The 19,512-nt window shown below is 62.1% G+C and carries 22 protein-coding genes; 18 read left to right on the plus strand and 4 right to left on the minus strand.

What is annotated here, in order from left to right:
• Positions 1-281 precede the first annotated feature (281 nt).
• From AB3X99_RS33470 to AB3X99_RS33495, 6 genes are all read left to right on the plus strand, one after another.
• The gene (locus AB3X99_RS33470) at positions 282-569 is read left to right on the plus strand and encodes a DUF6516 family protein (RefSeq protein ID WP_368619392.1); all 288 of its coding nucleotides are present in this window, start codon (positions 282-284) and stop codon (positions 567-569) included.
• Positions 566-910 (plus strand): transcriptional regulator, encoded by a 345-nt coding sequence (locus AB3X99_RS33475; protein WP_368619393.1) that lies wholly within the window; start codon positions 566-568, stop codon positions 908-910. The genes AB3X99_RS33470 and AB3X99_RS33475 overlap by 4 nt, the downstream gene beginning before the upstream one ends.
• 144 nt (positions 911-1,054) lie before the next feature.
• Positions 1,055-1,819, plus strand: coding sequence for a ParA family protein (locus AB3X99_RS33480; RefSeq protein WP_368619394.1), 765 nt, complete (start codon positions 1,055-1,057; stop codon positions 1,817-1,819).
• A 3-nt stretch (positions 1,820-1,822) separates the two neighbouring features.
• Positions 1,823-2,926, plus strand: a complete 1,104-nt coding sequence (locus tag AB3X99_RS33485) for a ParB/RepB/Spo0J family partition protein (RefSeq protein ID WP_368619395.1) — start codon at positions 1,823-1,825, stop codon at positions 2,924-2,926.
• Between the two features lie 45 nt (positions 2,927-2,971).
• Entirely contained in the window at positions 2,972-3,673 is a 702-nt protein-coding gene (locus tag AB3X99_RS33490; protein ID WP_368619396.1) for a TrfB-related DNA-binding protein, read from the plus strand.
• A 712-nt stretch (positions 3,674-4,385) separates the two neighbouring features.
• Positions 4,386-5,651, plus strand: coding sequence for a replication initiation protein (locus AB3X99_RS33495; RefSeq protein WP_368619397.1), 1,266 nt, complete (start codon positions 4,386-4,388; stop codon positions 5,649-5,651).
• Positions 5,652-5,673: 22 nt separating this feature from the next.
• Here AB3X99_RS33495 and AB3X99_RS33500 read toward each other — a convergent pair whose 3' ends face one another.
• Positions 5,674-6,480, minus strand: coding sequence for a DUF4942 domain-containing protein (locus AB3X99_RS33500; RefSeq protein WP_368619398.1), 807 nt, complete (start codon positions 6,478-6,480; stop codon positions 5,674-5,676).
• Positions 6,481-6,665: 185 nt separating this feature from the next.
• On the opposite strand from AB3X99_RS33500, the gene AB3X99_RS33505 reads away from it, so the two are divergent.
• The 4 genes from AB3X99_RS33505 to AB3X99_RS33520 all read left to right on the plus strand — a co-directional run bounded on the left by AB3X99_RS33505 (position 6,666) and on the right by AB3X99_RS33520 (position 10,703).
• On the plus strand, positions 6,666-7,166 hold the full coding sequence (locus AB3X99_RS33505) for a hypothetical protein (protein ID WP_368619399.1): 501 nt from the start codon (positions 6,666-6,668) through the stop codon (positions 7,164-7,166).
• Positions 7,166-8,308 carry a hypothetical protein gene (locus AB3X99_RS33510; protein WP_368619400.1) on the plus strand — a complete coding sequence of 381 codons (1,143 nt, stop codon included), beginning with the start codon at positions 7,166-7,168 and terminating at the stop codon, positions 8,306-8,308. Before AB3X99_RS33505 ends, AB3X99_RS33510 begins: the two co-directional genes overlap by 1 nt.
• 158 nt (positions 8,309-8,466) lie before the next feature.
• On the plus strand, positions 8,467-10,140 hold the full coding sequence (locus tag AB3X99_RS33515; protein ID WP_368619401.1) for a hypothetical protein: 1,674 nt from the start codon (positions 8,467-8,469) through the stop codon (positions 10,138-10,140).
• 350 nt (positions 10,141-10,490) lie between these two features.
• Entirely contained in the window at positions 10,491-10,703 is a 213-nt protein-coding gene (locus AB3X99_RS33520; protein WP_368619402.1) for a hypothetical protein, read from the plus strand.
• Between the two features lie 293 nt (positions 10,704-10,996).
• Here AB3X99_RS33520 and AB3X99_RS33525 read toward each other — a convergent pair whose 3' ends face one another.
• From AB3X99_RS33525 to AB3X99_RS33535, 3 genes are all read right to left on the minus strand, one after another.
• Positions 10,997-11,485 carry a hypothetical protein gene (locus AB3X99_RS33525; RefSeq protein ID WP_368619403.1) on the minus strand — a complete coding sequence of 163 codons (489 nt, stop codon included), beginning with the start codon at positions 11,483-11,485 and terminating at the stop codon, positions 10,997-10,999.
• Between the two features lie 24 nt (positions 11,486-11,509).
• Positions 11,510-11,818: an XRE family transcriptional regulator gene (locus AB3X99_RS33530; RefSeq protein WP_368619404.1), complete on the minus strand. Its 309-nt coding sequence runs from the start codon at positions 11,816-11,818 to the stop codon at positions 11,510-11,512.
• Between the two features lie 653 nt (positions 11,819-12,471).
• Positions 12,472-12,885 (minus strand): antirestriction protein, encoded by a 414-nt coding sequence (locus AB3X99_RS33535; protein WP_368619405.1) that lies wholly within the window; start codon positions 12,883-12,885, stop codon positions 12,472-12,474.
• Between the two features lie 208 nt (positions 12,886-13,093).
• Here AB3X99_RS33535 and AB3X99_RS33540 point away from each other — a divergent pair, with 208 nt between their 5' ends.
• The 8 genes from AB3X99_RS33540 (at position 13,094) to mobC (ending at position 19,512) form a co-directional block, all read left to right on the plus strand.
• Complete coding sequence (locus tag AB3X99_RS33540) at positions 13,094-13,960, plus strand: ParB/RepB/Spo0J family partition protein (protein ID WP_368619406.1); 867 nt, start codon at positions 13,094-13,096, stop codon at positions 13,958-13,960.
• Position 13,961: 1 nt separating this feature from the next.
• Positions 13,962-15,128, plus strand: coding sequence for a hypothetical protein (locus AB3X99_RS33545; RefSeq protein WP_368619407.1), 1,167 nt, complete (start codon positions 13,962-13,964; stop codon positions 15,126-15,128).
• 160 nt (positions 15,129-15,288) lie between these two features.
• Complete coding sequence (locus tag AB3X99_RS33550; RefSeq protein WP_368619408.1) at positions 15,289-16,134, plus strand: hypothetical protein; 846 nt, start codon at positions 15,289-15,291, stop codon at positions 16,132-16,134.
• Positions 16,135-16,209: 75 nt separating this feature from the next.
• Positions 16,210-16,401: a hypothetical protein gene (locus AB3X99_RS33555; protein ID WP_342925415.1), complete on the plus strand. Its 192-nt coding sequence runs from the start codon at positions 16,210-16,212 to the stop codon at positions 16,399-16,401.
• A 475-nt stretch (positions 16,402-16,876) separates the two neighbouring features.
• Positions 16,877-17,707, plus strand: coding sequence for a DUF932 domain-containing protein (locus AB3X99_RS33560; protein WP_368619409.1), 831 nt, complete (start codon positions 16,877-16,879; stop codon positions 17,705-17,707).
• Between the two features lie 92 nt (positions 17,708-17,799).
• Positions 17,800-18,207, plus strand: a complete 408-nt coding sequence (locus tag AB3X99_RS33565; protein ID WP_368619410.1) for a hypothetical protein — start codon at positions 17,800-17,802, stop codon at positions 18,205-18,207.
• 28 nt (positions 18,208-18,235) lie between these two features.
• Positions 18,236-18,415, plus strand: a complete 180-nt coding sequence (locus AB3X99_RS33570; RefSeq protein ID WP_368619411.1) for a hypothetical protein — start codon at positions 18,236-18,238, stop codon at positions 18,413-18,415.
• A gap of 737 nt (positions 18,416-19,152) precedes the next feature.
• Positions 19,153-19,512 carry a plasmid mobilization relaxosome protein MobC gene (mobC, locus tag AB3X99_RS33575; protein WP_368619412.1) on the plus strand — a complete coding sequence of 120 codons (360 nt, stop codon included), beginning with the start codon at positions 19,153-19,155 and terminating at the stop codon, positions 19,510-19,512.

The raw sequence follows: 19,512 nt of genomic DNA on the forward strand, positions 1-19,512 counted from the left end.
CCCGACCCGTCACATGGCGAGACGCGCGCAATGACTCGCCGCGACTCAGCTGTCGTGACTGCCAACGGTCGCCACCGGTCACGCCGGCACATCCCGCGATGCCGCCGGTTCGGTCATCAGAGAGGGAAGGCCGAGCGTGGCGGGCGGCAGGGCGCTCGCGGGCGCCTGATCCTGCCGCTGAAAGTGCGCGATCCGGCAGGGGCGTGGATTGAATGCCATGCATTCAGGCTAGGGTGTTGGCCGAATTGACAACAAACGATTGTGTTGGCATTATTGCCAACATGAAAGCCACACTCTTACTCAAGGAACGTCTGGTGGTAGATGCGCAGTCCTTTGCGGCGGCGCTGATCTGGAAGGTTCCGCATCCCGTACCAGGGAGCACCCATCTGTTCAAGTACAGTCTTGCGTACATCGTGCGCACGGTCTGCGTACTGCGGTACGACAATGAGCGTGGCAAGGGCGATCACCGGCACATCGGCGACGTCGAGACACCCTATGTGTTCACGACGCCGGAACAGCTGCTGGCTGATTTCTGGTCGGACGTCGATCAATGGAGGGCTTCAACATGAACACGGTCACACTCGGCGTCGCAGGGCGCGACGCCTTCTCGAAACGCTTTGCTGCGGCCATGCGCGGCCAGGCGCAGGGGCAGTTCATCAGCTTCGAGACGCCCGAGCTTCTGTTCCAGACGCTCACGCAACTGCGCTGGAACATCCTCAAGGCGATGACGGGTGCCGGCGTGCTGTCGATCCGCGAGGTGGCACGTCGGGTCGAGCGCGACGTGAAACGCGTCCATGAGGACGTCGGTGCGCTGCTCTCCGTTGGCGTGCTTGAGCGCACGGAAGAAGGGGTTGTCTTCCCCTATGACGCGATACACGTCGATTTCACGCTGCAGGCACAGGCGGCGTGAGCCGCCACAAACCGGTCGCACAAGGCAAATTCCGGCAGAGATACATTTAACAAGCAAATTGATTGTTAAATGTATCGAAGCCTGGTAGAGTGGTGTTCAGGGTGATCGAACGCGTCACCTAACCAACACGCTACCGGAGTCACCATGCCAACCATCGCGATCGTCAACCAGAAGGGCGGTTCCGCAAAAACAACCGTCTCGTCCCACATCATTCACGCAGCGACGCGCCGCAATCTGCGCACGCTCGCAATCGATTTCGACAAGCAGGCTAGTCTCACGCGCTTCTTCGGCGTGGAGGCCACGCCCGGCCATGCGACTGCATCGCAGTGCTTCGAGACGGCGCTGACGGGCGAAGTTGTGCGCTGCACGGAGAACCTGGCGTTCCTGCCTGCCGATCGCGCACTGCGTCTGTGCTCGGGGGCCGGAGCCGAGGCGGCGCTGCAGGCGGCGGCGAACGTGCGAACGCTCGCGACCCAGCACGAACTGGTCGTGATCGATACCGCCGGTGCGCTCGGGGAGGACGCAACCACTTATGCGGCCCTGCTGGCTGCAGATTTCGTGCTCGCACCGTTCGCCGTTGGCGCCTTCGAGGCGCACGCACTGGCTGACCTGTGGGAATGCCTCAGCGCAGTTCGCAACAAGGAAAACTCCGGCCTGCGCGTCATGGGCCTGCTGCCTAGCAAGGTCAATACGCGCTCAGCGGCGGAACTGGCCGGGCTCGCTACGCTGCGCGCGGAAATGGGCGACATCATTGCCCCGCACGTGCTGGCCGAACGCGCTTCGGTCAAACAGGCCATTGCACAGGGACACCCGGTCTGGCACGCGACGAAAGGGGAGGGCCACGCGACGGCTGCGCGCGAATGGCGGGCCGCCTGCAACTGGGTTCTCGACACTGCGATGGAGGCTTGAGCCATGAACGCGAAAATGCCATTCGGTAACCTGGGCGCGGTACTCAAGGGCGGACTCGGCCGCACTAGCCTTGAAGAACTGACGAAGCGTGCGCGCGAACAGACGCTTTCGCTCGACCAGATCCACATTCCCGCGCAGGAGCGCACCGAATTCGAGGACGAGGACAATTCGCTGCTCGAACTGGGCGAGAGCCTGAAGCGCTGGCAGTTGCAGGCGATCGTGGTGCGCCCGGTCCAGGGGCCGACGCCGTATGAACTGGTTGCCGGCGAGCGCCGCTGCCGGGCGGCACGCCTGGTTGGCCTCACAGAACTGCGCGCCTACGTGATCGAACTCACGGACGAGGAAGCGAAGGACGCGCGCCTGGCCGAAAACATCCAGCGCAAGAACCTCACGCTCTTTGAGGAAGCGCGCGCGCTGCAGCTCGACGTCGATCGTCTGGGAGTGCAGGGCACGCTCGAGCGCCGCCACAAGAGCCACGCGTGGTTGTCCAAGCGCCTCGCGCTCTTGAACCTGCCGCAGCAGGCCCAGCGCCTGGTTACGGAACACATCAGCGCGGACCTCGAAGTGATCAACCGCGTGAAGCAGGTCGAAAAGCTTGACCCGAAGGCCGCCGAATCGCTGGTGAATAACCTGGAGGCGACGCGCGGCGAACGACGGGCGCGCACGCAGGTCGACGCGGTGCTGGAAGCAGTCAAGCCGAAAAAGCCGCGCGCTGCGAAGGGCACCGAAACCGGCACGGCACCACAGGAAGCCGCTGCTAACCCCGCGGCGGCTGTCGCCGAGCTCGCGGCAGGGCAAGACGCGCTGGCCTTCAGCGTGCGGCTGCTCGATGAACTCTACGCGGCGCTCGCTGACCAGGGGCAGACAGCGGACGGCGTACTTGAGAAAATGACGCCCGAAGTCATGAAGGCGGCCACGCAGTGGCTCGAAGACCATGCCGACCGTGCGCGTGAGGCAGACGACATGGGTCGTGCGGTGTTTGTCGGGCTGCGCGCCGGGACGTTTGCGCCGACCGGCGCGGGCGCCTTCGCGCTTGCCGCCTTTCTTCATGGCGGACAGACAGGGCAGGCGTGCGAACTCGCACAGATTCTGCGCTGCGTTCAGTAACAACAGTCAGCCGCGGCAGGCGCCGCGGCCTCAACAGGTGTCATCATGGGTCGAGTTTCCACGAAACGGCTTTCCGCCGCCGCCTTCGCACGGCTTATGCCGTGGCTGATCAACCTCGACGACAGGCGCATCGAGGCGGCACGCCGCGCGATCGTCAACAACGAGCGTCAGGCGATCATTGCGAAGGAATTTGGCTGGACGCAGCAGGCCGTCCACAATGCCGTCGCCACCGTCTGGGGGCGATTCGAAAAGGCCCGCGAAGCTGGTTTCAATCCTGATGAGAGCGCAGAGGATGTCATTACCGAGGACATGGGGCCGGCCAGCTGGACGTCGGTTCCTGAGAGTGGCGGTGACAGGCACTTCAGCGGACGCCTGACGAAGAAATCATGGGCGCGCTTCGAGAACGGACTCGCCGACCTCGATCGCGACATCGTGCGCGTCGCACGCATGGCCGTCGTCGACGGCAGCTCGATGCGCGAGATCGCAGCGGCTTGCGAGTGGACGCAAAAAGCGGTGCGCGAAGCAACGGAGCAGGTCTGGATGCAGATCGTCCACCTGCGCCAGGCGCTGTTCCACACGACGCCATCCACGCTCGCTTTTGCGGACGTGCCCGAGGGCTGGGTAACGCTTGCGGTGCCGCCTGCACTTGTTGAGCAGTTTCGCGAGCAGATCGAAGCCTGGCGTGCGGCACAGACTACATCGACCGCGGCACCGGCTACCCGGCGCCGAGCGCGCAGCGAAGCCTGAGTACCGCACGACCGGAAACGCCCCCAAAACCACGACCTTTCGAAGCGCTCCAAAACGAGCGGAAGGCACGTTTGCGGCCGATGCAGGTGAAAAGCCCCCGAAAACACGACCTATATGCGACGTACATGCCTGACGCATAGCGTCATGTTTTGAGGTAAGGATGAGTAAGCTTCTTCCGACAGGTCATTTGAGAATCTATATTGACGCATCACGTCACATCCCCGGTGCCGTGGTCGGGAATCATCCAGTCTCTCTAAAAAACAACCCGCTGTTGTTGTTACCTTTAAAAGACAACACCTTTAAAACCTTTAGCTCCGGAAATCCCCCTGAAATCAGGGGCCTGCAGCGAGAAAGGTCGTGGTTTCGGGTTCCAAAGGTCGTAGCTTTGGGTTCGCTAACACTGCTAAGGGTCGTGGCTTTGGGGGCGACAGGTCGTGACTTTGGGGGAAAGGTCGTGGTTTTGGGTTCCGATACATCGGCGTCGCCCGCAATCCGCAGTGCCCTGATTTCATTGGAGAACGCGAGCAGGGTAGCGTGCTTGTCCACAGCCGCGGTGCAAAGGTCGTGGTTTTGGGGGTGTTTCGCTCGCTACGGGCCAGCGGCCTGATGCAAATCCGGCGCCTCGCGCTGCGATCCAGGCTAAAGGTCGTAACGCAAGGCGCCGTTAGTACGACCTATGGCAAACGTAAAACTGCATGCAACCCGCTCTACCATGCCCCGAAAGAAAACATCGCTGTCCCTGCCGAATCGCCCGCTGCGCAAAGCAGCCGCCGCCATTCACGTGAGCGGTCAGCTCTCCCTGCTTGAGCGCAAGCTGGTCAACGTGATGCTGCTCAATGCCTACGACAAGCTGGGCACGCAGAAGGTATTCACCATTCCCACCGCCATGCTGATGGCGATGGTCGGATGGACCGGCAGCAAGAACGTGGACACGCTCAAGGCCGCGTTGTCGAACATCATGAGCACGCAGATCGAATTCGACCTGCTGGAGACGGACCACCAACCCGCGCATTGGCGAAAGTCGAACATGATCGCCGAGGCCGAGATCGTTGGCGGAATCTGCAGCTACGAGTACCCCACGAAGCTGGCCGAGATGCTGGCCGATCCGGACGTCTATGCGCTCATCGACGTGAACGTGCAGAACCGCTTCAAGAAGGGCTCCGCGCTCACGCTGTTCGAAAACTGCCTGCGCTTCAAGGGCGTGGGCCGCACGCGGTTTGTGCCACTTCAGGTGTGGCGCAAGTTGCTGGGCGCTGAGGCGGCCACCTATGACGAATTCAAGCATTTCGCCAATATGGTGATCAAGCCCGCCGTGGCAGAGGTCAACAAGGTGTCCAATATCCTTGTTGAGCCTGAGTACCGCAAGGAAGGCCGCCGCGTCGTCGAGATGCGCTTCATCATCACGCAGAACCCGCAGGGACAGCTGCACGAGACTGTTTTGCCTAGCGCGATTGAGGAGATCCGCGGCACGGAGACGTACCGCCGCATGATGCAGATCGGCCTGGGCGACATGCTGGCCGTCACGTGGATTCAGGCTGACGCAGCGCGCGCCGCGCAGACGATCGCGTATGTCGAGAAGAAGCTGAAGGACAAGGCGATCAAGAGCAACATTTCGGGTTACGCGCGGCGCGTGTTCGAGAGTGGCAGCTCGCTAGAACTGTTTCCAGATGATCCAGCGCCGGCCGCACCGCAAGAGCGCGCGGGGCCCGCTCCCGATGAGCAGCCGGCCGCCGAGGCGCGCGCTCGCGCAATCACCGCCGCAATTCTCGCGCTGTCTGTCGCGCAGATGAGCGCCCACGTGGACGCCTACGAAGGGCAGGGCGGCAAGGCTTCGACGTATAACCGGGAAACAGGAAAATTCCGCAACGTGCTTCAGAAAACCGCTTTCATGACCTGGCTACGCGCGCGCATCGCGCCAGATGTGGAAACGGCCACCCCGGCACGGGAGGCCGTAACGCAAGAAGTACTGGCTGCTTGAACCAGTACGCAATCCTCACCGCTCAGCGCACTTCCGAGGCCAGTGCGTTCGGGTAGTGCGTGGCTAGAATGCGGTTTAGCTGTTCTACGAGCTCTGGGCGCCTGAACGTCAGATGCCCGTTGCCATTCTTGAACCACCGAATCGAAAAGTATTCCAGCTCGATCGTGCGTTCGTGCTTGCGCGCAGCTTCGCTCAGGTGGACGTACATGCCGTTACGGTGATCGGGCTCCGGCTTGCCGTCGAGCACGCTGAACACGCGCACGAGATCGTCCAGCTCGTCGGCGCTGCGGTGAACGACATTCTGCGTGTAGTTGCCGGATGCAGCCTGGTAAAGGTAGCGCAGGACGACGCGCTTGCCAAACCGGAAGGGCTGATTGGTCTTGTAGTCCCATGACAGGCGCTTAAAGCAGTGAATAACGCCGCGGTCAAACAGTTCCGCGCGTCCGGCGTGCAGCATCTCAAAGGTCGACGTAACGTTGGGCAGCGTAAGCGGCGGCGTCCTGAATTCGTACACACCCTTGTCCCACTCTTCGCGTGCCTTCGCATCCATCAGTGTGCGAAGCCCTGACTCTTTCATCAGATAGCCCCAACCGGCGGCGTCAATGCGCGCGGTCATCGAGTCAATAAAGTCTGGCGCACTGATTGGCGCACCGCAGCGCGAATGCGCGTACTTGTCGCCAATGTGACCGCTGACTGCACCAAGGCCTGCGCGTGCGCCGATCTCGTCCGCCTCATCAATCAGTCGCTTTGCCGCGCTCAAACGCTCGATCACGGCGTCACGCTGACGCAGCATGTTTTCGATGCTCAGACTTTTGACAATATCGCTCAATGCGTTCTCCTTCTGGTGTTAGGGGGTAGCGGCGTGCGCCTTGCTGCGGGAGCGCTACAGGCTTGGAATCATCATAGCGGCAACTGAAAATATAAACAAGCATTGGACTTGTTAAAACAATTGAGGCCAGGTATGATGCATTTCATGGCCGGGCACGTTGCCATGGCCGGAACCAGGAAGAAGCCATGACTGACGCATTCAATGAGAACGCAAACGGGCGGGCGCTGGCACGCAAGGAACGGCTCTACATCGTGACCGAGGAAGGGCAGACCGTGCGCCGGTATCGCCTCGTGAACCTGGGGTACTCGTCGGAGCGCTACGGGGTGTGCGAGGTGTGCGCGGAACACGTGAGCGAAGTCCACTATCAGACGCACGAACGGCTGTTCATGGACCGTCACGCCACGCCGGACCATCCGCACCGGTTCGGCTGGACGAACGTAAGCGGCACATTCGGACATCGCACGTGCCTCGAACGCGCGCGCAAGGGTGACACGCAGCTGCCGGTACAGCCGGAAGTCGAGCACGCAGCGCACGCCTGGCCCGCACGGATCGCGGCGAAGCCGGTAACAGTGCGTTGTGCTCCTGACGGGTTCAGCGTCTGGGCCGATGGCGAACTCATCGCGCACGCCCCGCAGCTCGCGAGCACGATCGCGGCGGCGCAGGCTGCACTGCAGGGGGCGAAGTAATGGCGGCGCCGGTACAGGGCACGCAAGCGGCCGGCGTGCAGGTGCGCGTCGGTATCCCGCTCACGGGCGGCCAGCTCGTCGCGGCCGCGCGTGAGGCAGGCTACCCCGTGCTGTTCTCCGCCAATGCCTTCGCTCGCACCTATGGCCGTACGTATGAACGTGCGGGCGAGTTTCGCCACTTCAGCCGCCCCGATCCGGACCAGTTCGCCGGACTTAACGCCGCGCTGGATTCCGCTGGTTTCGTGGCCGCCGTACGTTATGGGGATTACCGCTGGAGTGTGGAGGACTATTTCGACCTGGTGGAGGCGCATCCTTGGGTCTTTTACGCGAGCATGGATTACTGCGTCGAGGCCGAAGTTGCGACGGACCGACCGATGCGCCTGTTGCGTATTGCCGCGACGGCACACATGCTCGCACGCTGCAATGCCGAGGCGCAACGCCGCGGGCTGCCGCTCCCGATGCCGGTGCTGCAGGGTTGGCTGCCGTCGGAATACCGTCTTTGCGCGGAGTGGCTTCCACTGCTCGAATGGCCGGATCTGGTCGGTATCGGATCAGTGTGCCGTCGCCAGGTACACGGGCCAGACGGGATACTGGCGATCCTGGACGCGATCGACGGCATGCTACCCGCGCATGTGAAGCTCCATCTGTTCGGCGTGAAAAATGAGGCGCTTGCCTTGTTGCGCGATCATCCTCGCGTGGCGTCGATCGATTCAATGGCGTGGGACATGCAGGCCCGAAACGAACGGCGCACCGGCCGCAGCATGGATTTCCGCATCAGCCATATGCGGGCGTGGGCCGAGCGCCAGAGCCGCATTGCGCAGGCGAAGGGGCCGAGCCGGGGACTGCAGGGCTCTCTGTTTGATCCGGCAGACTTCGGCGGCATCACCGAGCCTGAAGCAGGTGTCCTTGAGGCGTTGGGTTTCCTGTATGCGGATCTCGTCATGAGTGGCGACATCGAGTACGCAGACGCGGTATGGCATGCGCGTCAGGATGCAGCCACCGTGATCGCGCTCTATCGATGCGGCGCCGATCCGGACGATTACGAGGACCATCGCCGGGCTTGGCGAGCGCATCGAACTAAACGGATGTTGAGCGGGGAGGTGCTGGGGGTGTCCCGACTTAAACATACATTGAAAATGTAGAAAGTGGCATTACTTGCCGGTTACGGAATTCTCACCTATTGTTTCATTCAGTAAGACTTTCAGCACAGTAAAGACAGTGAGCGTGTCCCTTTGCGTTCCGCGCATGAATGTTTGCAAAATGATTCAAAGTTTAGTGCGAGGCGATTACGGCTACTAACGTGCGAGTACTGATTGTGGTGGACGGTGACGGTGGATACTCTGCACACAACAACCGCTTCGGCCTGACAGAGCTTATAGATGCCATTGAATCTGACGCCGGTGATGGATTGAAGTTTTCCGTCACCAAAGCACATCGGTATGATGCTGTGACATTTGCAAATCGGTATCCAATGTTTGAACAAGGTGCCGACATAGAAAAGTTTGTCTTTACTAAGGACACCTTCAATATCGCCGCGTATGATGAGCTCTGGTTGTTTGGGTTTGCAAGTTCAAACGGTTTCGGCCCATACAAAGATCCTATCAACTTCGACCTGCAACACGACGAATTGCAGGTAATCGAGGAGTTCATGGAGTCAGGAGGCGGGGTTTTCGCTACCGGCGATCATGACGATCTGGGAAAAGACCTATGCAGTACTCTGCCTCGCGTGCGGTCAATGCGTCGCTGGAATTTTGACTACGTCAAAGCAGGCACGGATTACACAGGTTACGACGAAGGCAGCGGCGATTCGCCGCCCGTACAGGGTCCGTATCGACATAGCACGATCGTCAAGAATGCCGAAGGGCACTACGAATTTGACAATCAGTCAGACGACATCCCCCAGACTGTTCGTCCATTCTTGACTACGATCGCCAGCGGCACACCGTACGGACGGGTGTACGAGACCTTACCGCATCCTCTTTTGTGCGGCTTGGATGGAGTGATCAACGTGCTACCCGACCACATGCACGAAGGCCAGTGCCAAGTTCCTGATGATTTGACCGCGACATTCGACTTGAACGGCGAGCAAAGGGACGAATACCCTTCTTACCGCGGGGGGCCTCTGTCGCCTCAGGTAGTAGCATGGGAGGACATTATTGCGCGAGACGTGCAGCCTCAGTTCACTGATCCGTATGGGGCCCGTTTTCCGGGCTCGAATGACAATGAAGCGTTGGAAGCCGATACAAGTGGAGCGATTGCTGCATGGGACGGACATGTCGTTCACCGAGGTCGGGTAGTCGTGGACGCAACGTTCCACCATTTCGTCAACGTCAATATCGTCGGTGTGGGGGACGATCTTCATGAAAAGAACTGGTCGGCTGATGAGAGCGTCAAGTATTTGGGCCTAAAAAGCAGCACGAGTCCAGAGGCCCAAGCGGCCTATCGACACATCCGCCAGTACTGGCGCAACATCGCGCGTTGGTTGGCGCCTTCTACCTTGCAGTTTTCCTTTGGTATCCACTGGATTCGAAATGCGGCCATTGACGGGCGTATACGGCAGGAAATCGGACGAGCCGTTGACGCAGCCGGCCAGACGCGCGTGGGGGCCGCCATGCGTGACATAATGGGTGTTTTCTTGCCTCCGTGCGCACAACTTGCAGTTTCAAGCGTCGGAATTCCTGACCCCTTGGCTATTCTGCTAGGCCACTGGTACATCATTAAAACGTTGCCCGACCCGCCCCCCGAATTGCCGGTCACTTTGGCGGCTATGTCTCAGTTGTGCCTTGGCGTGTCCGCCACCGTTGTAAGACGGCTAACGGCAGCGGCGCCCAATGCAGATGATCATGAGTTAGCTTCCGCCATCCGGGAGACCAGTGAGCGAGCACTGAGAGAGTTCTTTATTCAGCAAGAGGCGGCGTACGAACAGGCTGCGCGGAACACTGGAATTTGGGTAAAGCAACTGTCTCGCGGATAAAGTGAAGCATTGGTCGGGCTGTTCCATACTCATCAGCGTTAGGTACGGTGCAGCGAAACGTCATCCTTCATCAGACATGTCGCTCGGGTAAGGTTTGCGTTTTCCCATCTGCCCAGGTTACTAGGTCTGAGCCAAGGTTGCTAACGCCGTCTAGAGTGAGGGCTACGAGGACATCCTAAAGCAGCACGAGCACATCAAGTTGGTGACGGATGACCGAAGACGGATGAAGGAAATAGGAAATCAGAACACGCCACAATTAACAAATATATTGGTTGTTAATTGTGGCGTGTTCTGTTATTATGGTTCTCATGGCCGGGCATTCCGCCCTGGCCCAATCCGGAGTCAATCCGATGAACCTGACCTACCTCGAAACCGCCGTACTGGACACGCCCGTTTTCGGCTTCGCGTCGACCGACGTCAAGCATCCCTACGCCATGCTTTTCCGCCGCTACGTGGATGCGCGAGGCGATGTGCGTGCGCGTTGCGCCGTCGTGAACTGCGCGACGCCGATCGAAGCCGAACAGGCGGTCCTGTCCCACGTCTTCGGCGCGAGCGTTCACTGACCATGAAAATCGCAATCGGCATGACCCGCACCGAAATGCTCGCCCTTTTCCGGGCACGGCGCCTGATGCGTGCAGACGGCGCTAACCGCTCCTGGTCGGTGCGCATGCGCGTCATGGCGCGCATGCGCTTCACGAATGCGAGTCGCGCATCCGCTGTGAACTCGCCGCGGGGGGCGCGTCACCGCCCCGCATAAGCCTTGAAACGGCGCCCGTCCTGCTCCGGGCGCTTCTCATCCGGCCGGCGCTGCGCGCGCCGCCTACCGCAGATCCAACCGCACACCACCAAACACCCCCTAGCGGCGCGGGTTGAACCGTTCCATAAAGGACGGCTCCGGCTTCGCGTCGTTGAAAATGCTTTCCGCGCGCGCGCGCCGCGCCTCGGTCGTAGTCAGGTGCGGGCTGCCCCTTCGGATCTCCTCGAGCGACGGGGCAGCCTGCCCCTCGGCGTTTGCCGTGCCTTCCGCGTTCCGGGCAGCCGCCGCCGGCTCAGGCGCAGGCGCCGCGACCATCGCAGCTCGCGCTGACCGCTCTTCGCGCGAACGCCTGCGCGCACGCTTGAGCGCCGTTTCGAGTGTCGGAAGCGCAATCGTCATTCCGGCAGCATTCAGCGTCGCCACGAGCTCGCGCCGGTACACACCCACAGATAGCGCGGCCTCGATGAGGTCGAGCACATCGGCCACCTGGCTTGTGAGAGAGCGTGCCGGGCCTGCGAGTGCGTGGCGCGTTCGCGTCTCCAGGTCCACGAGCAGCTGCTGTGCGTCGTCGCGCCGGTTGGTTCGCATGCGTTCTCCGTCGTCTGTCACCGCTTACTCCTGGTCCCAGATCGGGCCATAGCCCGCCTTGTAGGCGAGAAGCGCCCACAGCGAATACGGGATCGCTGTGGTGCCGCCGATCCACTGGCGCACCTTGCGGCCACCGCCTTCGGCCTTGCGCGCGTCCGCATCATTCCACGCAGTTCCCTTGCGGTGCGTGGTGAGGCCGAGAAAGGCCGCCGTCTGGGAAGACGACCAGCCCAGGTGCCGCACGAGCGCCGCAATTTCCTCGCCGGTTGGCGGAGTCCAGCTCGCTGCGGAGCGAAAGCATTCCGGGCGGATTGGGAGATTCTGCTTGTCCATCGTTTTCATCCTGTTGTGCCGTGCCCCATCGTGGCGGCATCAGACGCTAGTTTATCCAGCCCGCGCCAGGGCGCGGGAAAGTGCAGCCTCGCGGCTGCGGAAAAATCGGCATGCCTGCCACGCCCAGCCGGGCGCGTCAGGCATGCGTTACGCCGACCGCGCCCGGCTCATATGACCGGCAGCCGTCTGCGCACGCACGCCGGCCTTCCGGCCGGCTATACACAATCCAGCTCCCGCTTGCGTGCGAGATTCACGCAGCCGACGGCTGCGCGAGGCACAACACCCCACCGCGGCCATGCCACACATCGCGGACGCACCAGGCGTTTCATTGCATCCAGCCCCCCACGCTCTCGCGCGGAGGGAGTCACGCGGCCTTGCGGCCGCTTGCCTGGGCACACCGATCTCTTGCCAGGGCCGTACCGGATCGCCCCGGCGCTACGCGCCGGGTCGCCGCTCTCCCCAGTGCCTGCGGCACCGGGTCCCCGTGCGGCTCAATCCGGGCGCGACGGCGCGCGCGATCCATTTGCCGGTCCGGCTGACGCCCTGGCTTGCAAGGGGAGGGTATGCCTGCCCCTCCGCGTCGCGCGGAACGCCGGTCGGTCGCGTCCAAGGCGGCCAGCCCCTGGGCGCGGCGCGATCGTCCGCGTGCGGCGTCAGTCAATCGCCCCAAAGATTGCAGCATATTCAGGATGCATCGTAGCGAAATCACGAAGCCAGTAGTACTGATTAATCAACCTGTCTTCCTGCGTCTGGTTTGCCAACTGGTTGAGCATGTAGAGCGTAAAGATGACGCCCGCCGCGTCGGCGCTCACCTGGCCGGTGAACTGGTTCAGGTTGCACGTTATGGTGAATCGCTCGGGGGAGCGCGGCGCAAGGTAGAAGCCGCCATTGGAAAGCTCGAAGAACACCCACACACCGCCATCGTTGTCTGCAGTCAGGAGGCATGCCCAGCGATAGACAAGCGCTTCGCCGGTAACGAAGTGCGCGCCGAGATACTTCGGCAGAAAGGACATGCGGCGCTCGCTGGGAACGCGAGTGGCAACGACGGGCAGGGTCGATTCGTTCATCGGTTTGGCTTCCGGTATTCGGCCAGGGCGATATGCCCGGCCATGGATGTAATCATACACCGATCTACCTACATTAACAAGTACACGACTTGTATTTAAGCGCAGGCCATCGCGCTCGCGTGGCAGCGCATTCCGTGCAGTTTCCACTGCCTCCCATTCCGCCACGCCCCCCATCGCCGCCGTCGAGACGGCAGGGCGGATCGAGTATGTGCCGCTCAAGCAACTCATGCTGTCGCCGCACAACGTCCGCAAAACCGAACTCACCGAAATTCCGGGTCTGGCCGAGAACATCGCTGCACAGGGCGTGAACCAGAACCTCGTCGTGCATCGCATCGCGGGCAAGCGTGGCAAAAATGCGCAGTTGGGTGTATGCGCGGGGCAGCGCCGCCTCGCCGCGCTGCACCTCCTGCTGGAACAGGCGCGCATCACGGATGCCTACCAGGTGCCGGTGCTTGTCGTGCCCGAGGCTGACGCGTTGCTGCGCTCGCTGAGTGAGAACGAGCAGCGCAAGGACATGCACCCGGCCGACAAGGCGCTGGCGTTTTCCCTGCTGCTGCAGGAAGGCCGGGAGGCCGGGTTCATAGCGTTGGTGTTCGGCGTGTCGGAGGCGGCTGTGCGTCGCCACGTCAAGCTCGCAAGCCTCGCGCCGAAACTGATGGACCTGTTCCGAACGGATGAAATGGATTGGGACCAGGCGACGACGCTTGTGCTCGCATCGGACCACGAAACGCAGGAGCGTATCTGGTTCGGGGCACAGCAATCCTGGCAGCGTGACCCGTACCATCTGCGCGAAGCGATCATTGGCGACGAAGCGGACATTCGCACGAGCGACACGCTGCGCTTTGTGACGGTCGAAGCCTACGAGGCGGCAGGCGGCTATGTACGCCGCGACCTGTTCAGCGGCGAGGATGCGGGCTATATCGCGGACCATGAATTGCTCAATCGCCTGGTCGCGGACAAGCTCGAAGACGCAGCCAACGAGGTGCGTGCCGAGGGCTGGCAGTGGATCGAGGTCCGCGCGCGGCGGGCAGTCGGAACTGGTTTTCTTCGGTCAGGACCGGCCCGCGATGCGTGACATGACGCCCGACGAGGAAGCCGCGCGAAACGCACTGGCCGAGAAGTTGGAGCAGACCGGCGCGGCGCTGTCCGAGTACTACGACAGCGATTGCGAACCCGACGAGGAACTGGAAAACAGCCTGTCCGACGCTGAGGACGCGGCAAAGGAAGCGCTGGAAGCATTCGACCGTAGCCTGCAGGCGTGGACGGACGCGCAGAAGCAGGCGGCAGGGGCGTTCGTAATGGTCGGCAGGGGCGGGGAACTTGTCGTGAAGCGCGGCCTGCTGCGGCGCGAGCATTCGGCGGGCAGCAGCGTCGCCACTGTGAGCGCTGCGCAAGCGCCGAAGAAGGTCAAACCCGAGCATAGCGAAGCGCTTTGCCGCCGTCTGACAGCGCATCGCACTGCCGCTGTGCGCGTCGAGCTTGCGGCTAACCCGCGCGTGGCGGTCGCGGTCCTGCTGCACAGCCTGATCCCGAAGGTGTTTGACGGGCGACTTGGTGCGCTTCGCTATCTGAGTGCGCTGCAGATGGATGTGCGCCCGACTGACGACGCGCTGGTGCGCGCTGCCGACGATCTGGCCGACAGCAACGCCTGGCAGGAAATCCAGGCGCAGCGCGACAAGTGGCGCAACCTGATGCCGTCGAACCCGGAACACCTGATGCCGTGGCTGATGGAGGCTGACGACGATATCACCACAGGGCTTCTGTCCTATTGCATTGCGGCGCTGGTGGACGGCGTGAACGGCACGGACAGCCCGCACGCGGTCAACCTGGTATCGGAGGCGCTTGAACTTGACATGACGCGCCATTGGCACGTGACCGCAGGGGGTTACCTGAACCACGTTTCGAAGGAACGCATCGGCCAGGCCGTGACAGAAGCGGTGGACGGCGAGGCCGCAGCGTCGCTTGCCAGCATGAAGAAGGCCGACGCAGTAAAGGCGGCAGAGACGCGCCTTGCCGGGACGGGATGGCTGCCGAACGTACTGCGTAACCGCGACGTGCCCGCCATTCCGCACTATTGCGCGTGCTCCGACGAGGATATGGACGACGACGCACACGAGAGCGCCGAGGACGAGGCAGACGCAACGTCCGACGCCGAGCCAGTAGCTGGCTCGACGGAAGCGGACGCCGAAGCCGCCGCTACGACCAACGAGCCGGAGGATGAAGCGATGGCGCTGGCCGCCTGATCGCACGCATCAGATACCCCTGAAACCCCGCCGAGATCGGGGTTTTTTGTTGCGCGAGAGCTTCTGATATTAACAAGTCAGATGCTTGTATAACGTCGAGTATTCCGATACAATGCTTCGCATGACCGGGCCTTCTGCCCTGGTCGATACCGGAGCCAACATGAGTGAGATTGTTCACGCAACGACCGGAAGCGATAGCCCGGCCCGTGACCCCGAGGCTGTCCTGCGCGAGATGTGGAGCGCGCAAGGCGTGCCGCAAGCGCGGCAAGACGAATTGATCGCGCAAATTGCCGCGAAGGCGGTCCCTCGCGCGAAGGTTGGCCCATTCACCATCCCACGCAGCGTTGAGCCGCACGGCAGCGCAACGCGAAAGCAGGGCGGCGCGTTCCGGCTCGGCTATCACGCCGTTAGCAAGCCCTTTCACGAAGTTGTGCTGCACGCGTACCCGTGGCTCGTACCGGGCCGCGAGCCATTGAGTTGTGACGTGGCGCGATGGAGCGCGGACGATGCCGATCAGTCTGAGGCGCTGCTCGATGTCGTCAGAAATCTCGCACAGGCAGGCAGTCTCGTCGCTTCGCCGACGCTCGCCGGGGCACTTGAAGCGGCCCTCGCATCCGTGCCGGACGGTGCCGATGAAGAAGGGATCGCGCGTGCGACATCGGTGCGGGAAAAGATCGGCACGGCATTGCGGCTCGCACGCACGCGTCCCTGGCTGAATCCGGCGCAGCGCGCCGTGCTCGACTGCTACGCAGGCGGCGAGTATGCACACATGGCCGAGCTTGAACGCGAGGAAGAATACCGGATGGCGATGAAGCAGTGCGGCGACGGGTTGTTGAGCTTTCTGCTCGTTGAGCTTGCAACGTCCGAGGGCTGTGACATGCGCGACGAGGCCGAGCGGCGCATATGTACCGCGATTCGCGACCTGCGCGCGGTGCGCGACGGCCTGCGCGCCGCCCCGGACTGGCAACCCTGGGAGCAACCCGTAGAAATCACGGACGGACTTTGACCGACTTGCCCCACCAGGCGGGCAGCGCCACCCGCCTGGCCGGGACACCCTGGCGCTTCGAAATGGAGGTTGACGATGGAATTCTTCGGACTTGATGCGGCAATCTCGTTTGCGGCGCGCGCTGCGGACGAATACGGATTGCCGCAGACGGTCTATTCCGCGCCGTTCACGTCTGGCTGGGCCTGCCTCAACGCCCTGGCGCGCACCCTCCGCGAGCCTGGCAGTGTTGTCTTTGTGACCATGCTGCCGCGCCGCTACTTCCACTGACCACCAGACCGCCTGAAATCTCGGGCGGTCTTTGCCACGCCAGCCCCCGCGCTCTCGCGCGGGGGAATCACGCAGCCTGTGGCTGCTTGCCACGAAACACCCGCTACTCACCACGTCCGAACCGGATTGCCCCGGCGCTACGCACCGGGTCGCCGCTCTCCCCAGAGGGTCCCCGTGCGGCTCAATCCGGGCGCGCCGGCGCGCGCGAAAGGCCTGTGGTGTGCGACGCCCCGATAGCTCGCAGGAAGGGGGTATGCCTGACGTTTCCGCACGATAACAATGATTCGGAGTGCGAGAGATTCGCCTGTAACGAAACGAAATAAAATCACTATAAACAACTAAAAGACTTGTTGAAAAGAAGCGGCAGACCTGGAATAATAACTACATCGACGCACTGCACAGCGCGGCGATAACCGGAGGCAGGCGGCAGCAACCGCCCCGCCGGTTCCCTAAAAACCTAGCTGGAGTTATTCAAATGCAACTCGCATCCAAGTTTGCCCGCAACGCTCACGTGTACCGTTCTGAAGTCGCGCTGACCGAAGATCAGATGCGCGCCGTCGCTCCCTCGATCTTCGCGCGCGAAGCGCACGAAAGCCGCTCGGAGCGCTACGCGTACATCTCGACCGGCGACGTGCTCGCGAAGCTGAAGGACGAAGGCTTCTCGCCCTTCATGGTCGCGCAGACGCGCGTTCGCGACGATGCGAACCGTGACTACACGAAACACATGATCCGTCTACGCCATGCCAACCAGATCACGACGGCGGGTGCAAACGAGATCGTTTTGCTCAACAGCCACAACGGCAGCAGCTCGTATCAGATGCTCGCCGGCCACTTCCGTCACGTCTGCCAAAACGGCATGGTGTGCGGTGACGTCATGGACGATATTCGTATCCCCCACAAGGGCGACGTTGTGGAAAACGTGATTGAGGGGGCGATTCGCGTGCTCGATTCGTTCGAACTGGTAGACGAGCAGCGCGAAGGCATGCAGGCGTTGACGCTGAGCGAGGCAGAGCAGACCGTTTTTGCACGCGCCGCCCTGTCGCTCAAGTACGAGCCGACCGACACGACGCCGCCCCCCGTCACCGAGCGCCAGTTGTTGGGCGTGCGCCGCTGGGAGGATCGCGCGCCGGACCTTTGGACGACGCTGAACAAAGTGCAGGAAAACATCGTTCGCGGTGGCCTCAGCGGTCGCAACGCCGCAGGCCGCCGCGCCGTGACGCGCCCGGTTACGGGCATTGACCAGAATGTGAAACTCAACCGCGCGCTGTGGATTCTTGCTGAAGAAATGCGCCAGCTGAAGGGCTAAGCCCCTCACCGACCGGGCAGGCGTCGAGCTTGCCCGGTCAATCAGGAATGACGGACAGGCCGAAAATGAATCAGCAAGGGACGAGTGAGAGCATGAACAAGGTTTTTTATGTGCCTGGCACGGCGCACGCCATCGACTACGCGCGCGAGATGCCCGATGGCCGCTGTATTTCCTACTGGCAAGGCCGCACGCTGGAAGAGATCGCGGAGGACCACCCCGGCGCGATTCTTTGCGATGAGGCGGAATTTCTCCGGCAGCAGTCCGCCGCGCTGAAGCAACCGCCGCAGGCTATTACCGAGCGGGAGTGTTACGAAGCGCTTGAGGTCATGCCGCCGCTGAACTGGCGCGGCGCGGCGAGGCGGGTTTCGAGTCGTTCATGTTCTGCGAGTTTTACAGCGGTAACGTCACCTATATCTACGTTCGCAACCGCGCGAGCGGGAAACACTGGAAGCTGCGCGATGATGCGGGCCTTTCGCACGATGACATCGTGCGCCGCGTGACAGAGCAGCCGGGCGGGCAGGCGTGACCATGTACCGGATCTATCAGCCTGGCGCGCATTCGGTCTACTGCACCAGCGCCCAGCAGGTCGCGCAGCAGTGCCGCACGGCCATGCAGCGCAACTTGCACGGGCTCATCTACCTACGACGCGGCGAGGCATGGTCACTGCTCGCGCGCTTCGAACCGTGGTACGGGATCGTACTGGCCTGAACCACGGCGAATTTTTCGACCGGGAACCGCGCAGCCGCGCTAGAATTCCCGGTGCCGAATCCGTTTGACTCCAGCTAGGTTTGACGGCAGGCAGGGCGGGGGGTGTTGCTGCACCCTCCGCCATTTTCTTTTGTGCCGCGCCCCTTCTCGCCCTTGCGACCCTCACGCGCGATTTTTTCCCGCCGCGCCCGAGCCGTCCCCCCTTCCTGCAAGCCCTCTTTGAGCCGCCGCGCACCACAGCCGCATCGGCGCGCACCGTCGCGCCCGGATTGAGCCGCACGGGGACCCTCTGGGGAGAGCGGCGACCCGGCGCGCAGCGCCGGGGCAATCCGGTTGGGCCTCTGTGCTCCACTGTCTTTTTCGGGCTTGAGCGCTTCGCAGGTGCAATAGTCACCCGTGACGCGGAAGTGACCCGAAAGTGACCCCGACGTGACCCAGAAGTGACCTGACTCCGGCACGCAATCGCCCACATGTCCCGAGAGTGACCCGAGAGTGACCCGAACCTGACCCGAAGGTAACCTAAGTATGTTGTGGCCCGTGCGATGACGCGTAATTTTTGGAGACTATGAGGCACGACAGGTATGTTTACGGGTCACTACGTGCCCCGTAAAATACCACGTGCCAAAGGGGTTCCCCCTTTGAAACCCCCGCGGCCAGTGCCGCGTGGAAAACCACACCGGCGATCGACGATCGCGTAAAAAGCGGACACGTGCCGCGTGCATTGAGAGGCTGACAAGTTGGCAGAGAAGACGCCCTCCAAGCGGCTCGGCAGGCCGATCGCATTCCGTCTCACGGAGGAAGACCGCGAGGCGTATCTTGCGAAGGTCGAACTGTCGGGGCTCACGCAGTCGGAGTTTTTTCGGCAGGCAGTGCTTGAGAACCGCACGCAGATCGTCGCCCGGCAGAGGCCAACCGTTGACCGTAAGCGGCTGCTTTTCATCATCAGCAGGGCGGGCAACAACATCAACCAGCTTGCTCACCGGGCGAATGCGGAGCACGTCAAGGGCATGTTGACCGAGGCGACGTATGAACGTCTGCTGGACGAGCTGCAGTTCATTTCCCGATACCTGAATGCGACCCTGGGGAGCATCGACTAG

The organism is Paraburkholderia sp. BR10882 (assembly GCF_040948855.1).
GTDB classification, from domain to species: domain Bacteria; phylum Pseudomonadota; class Gammaproteobacteria; order Burkholderiales; family Burkholderiaceae; genus Paraburkholderia; species Paraburkholderia nodosa_A.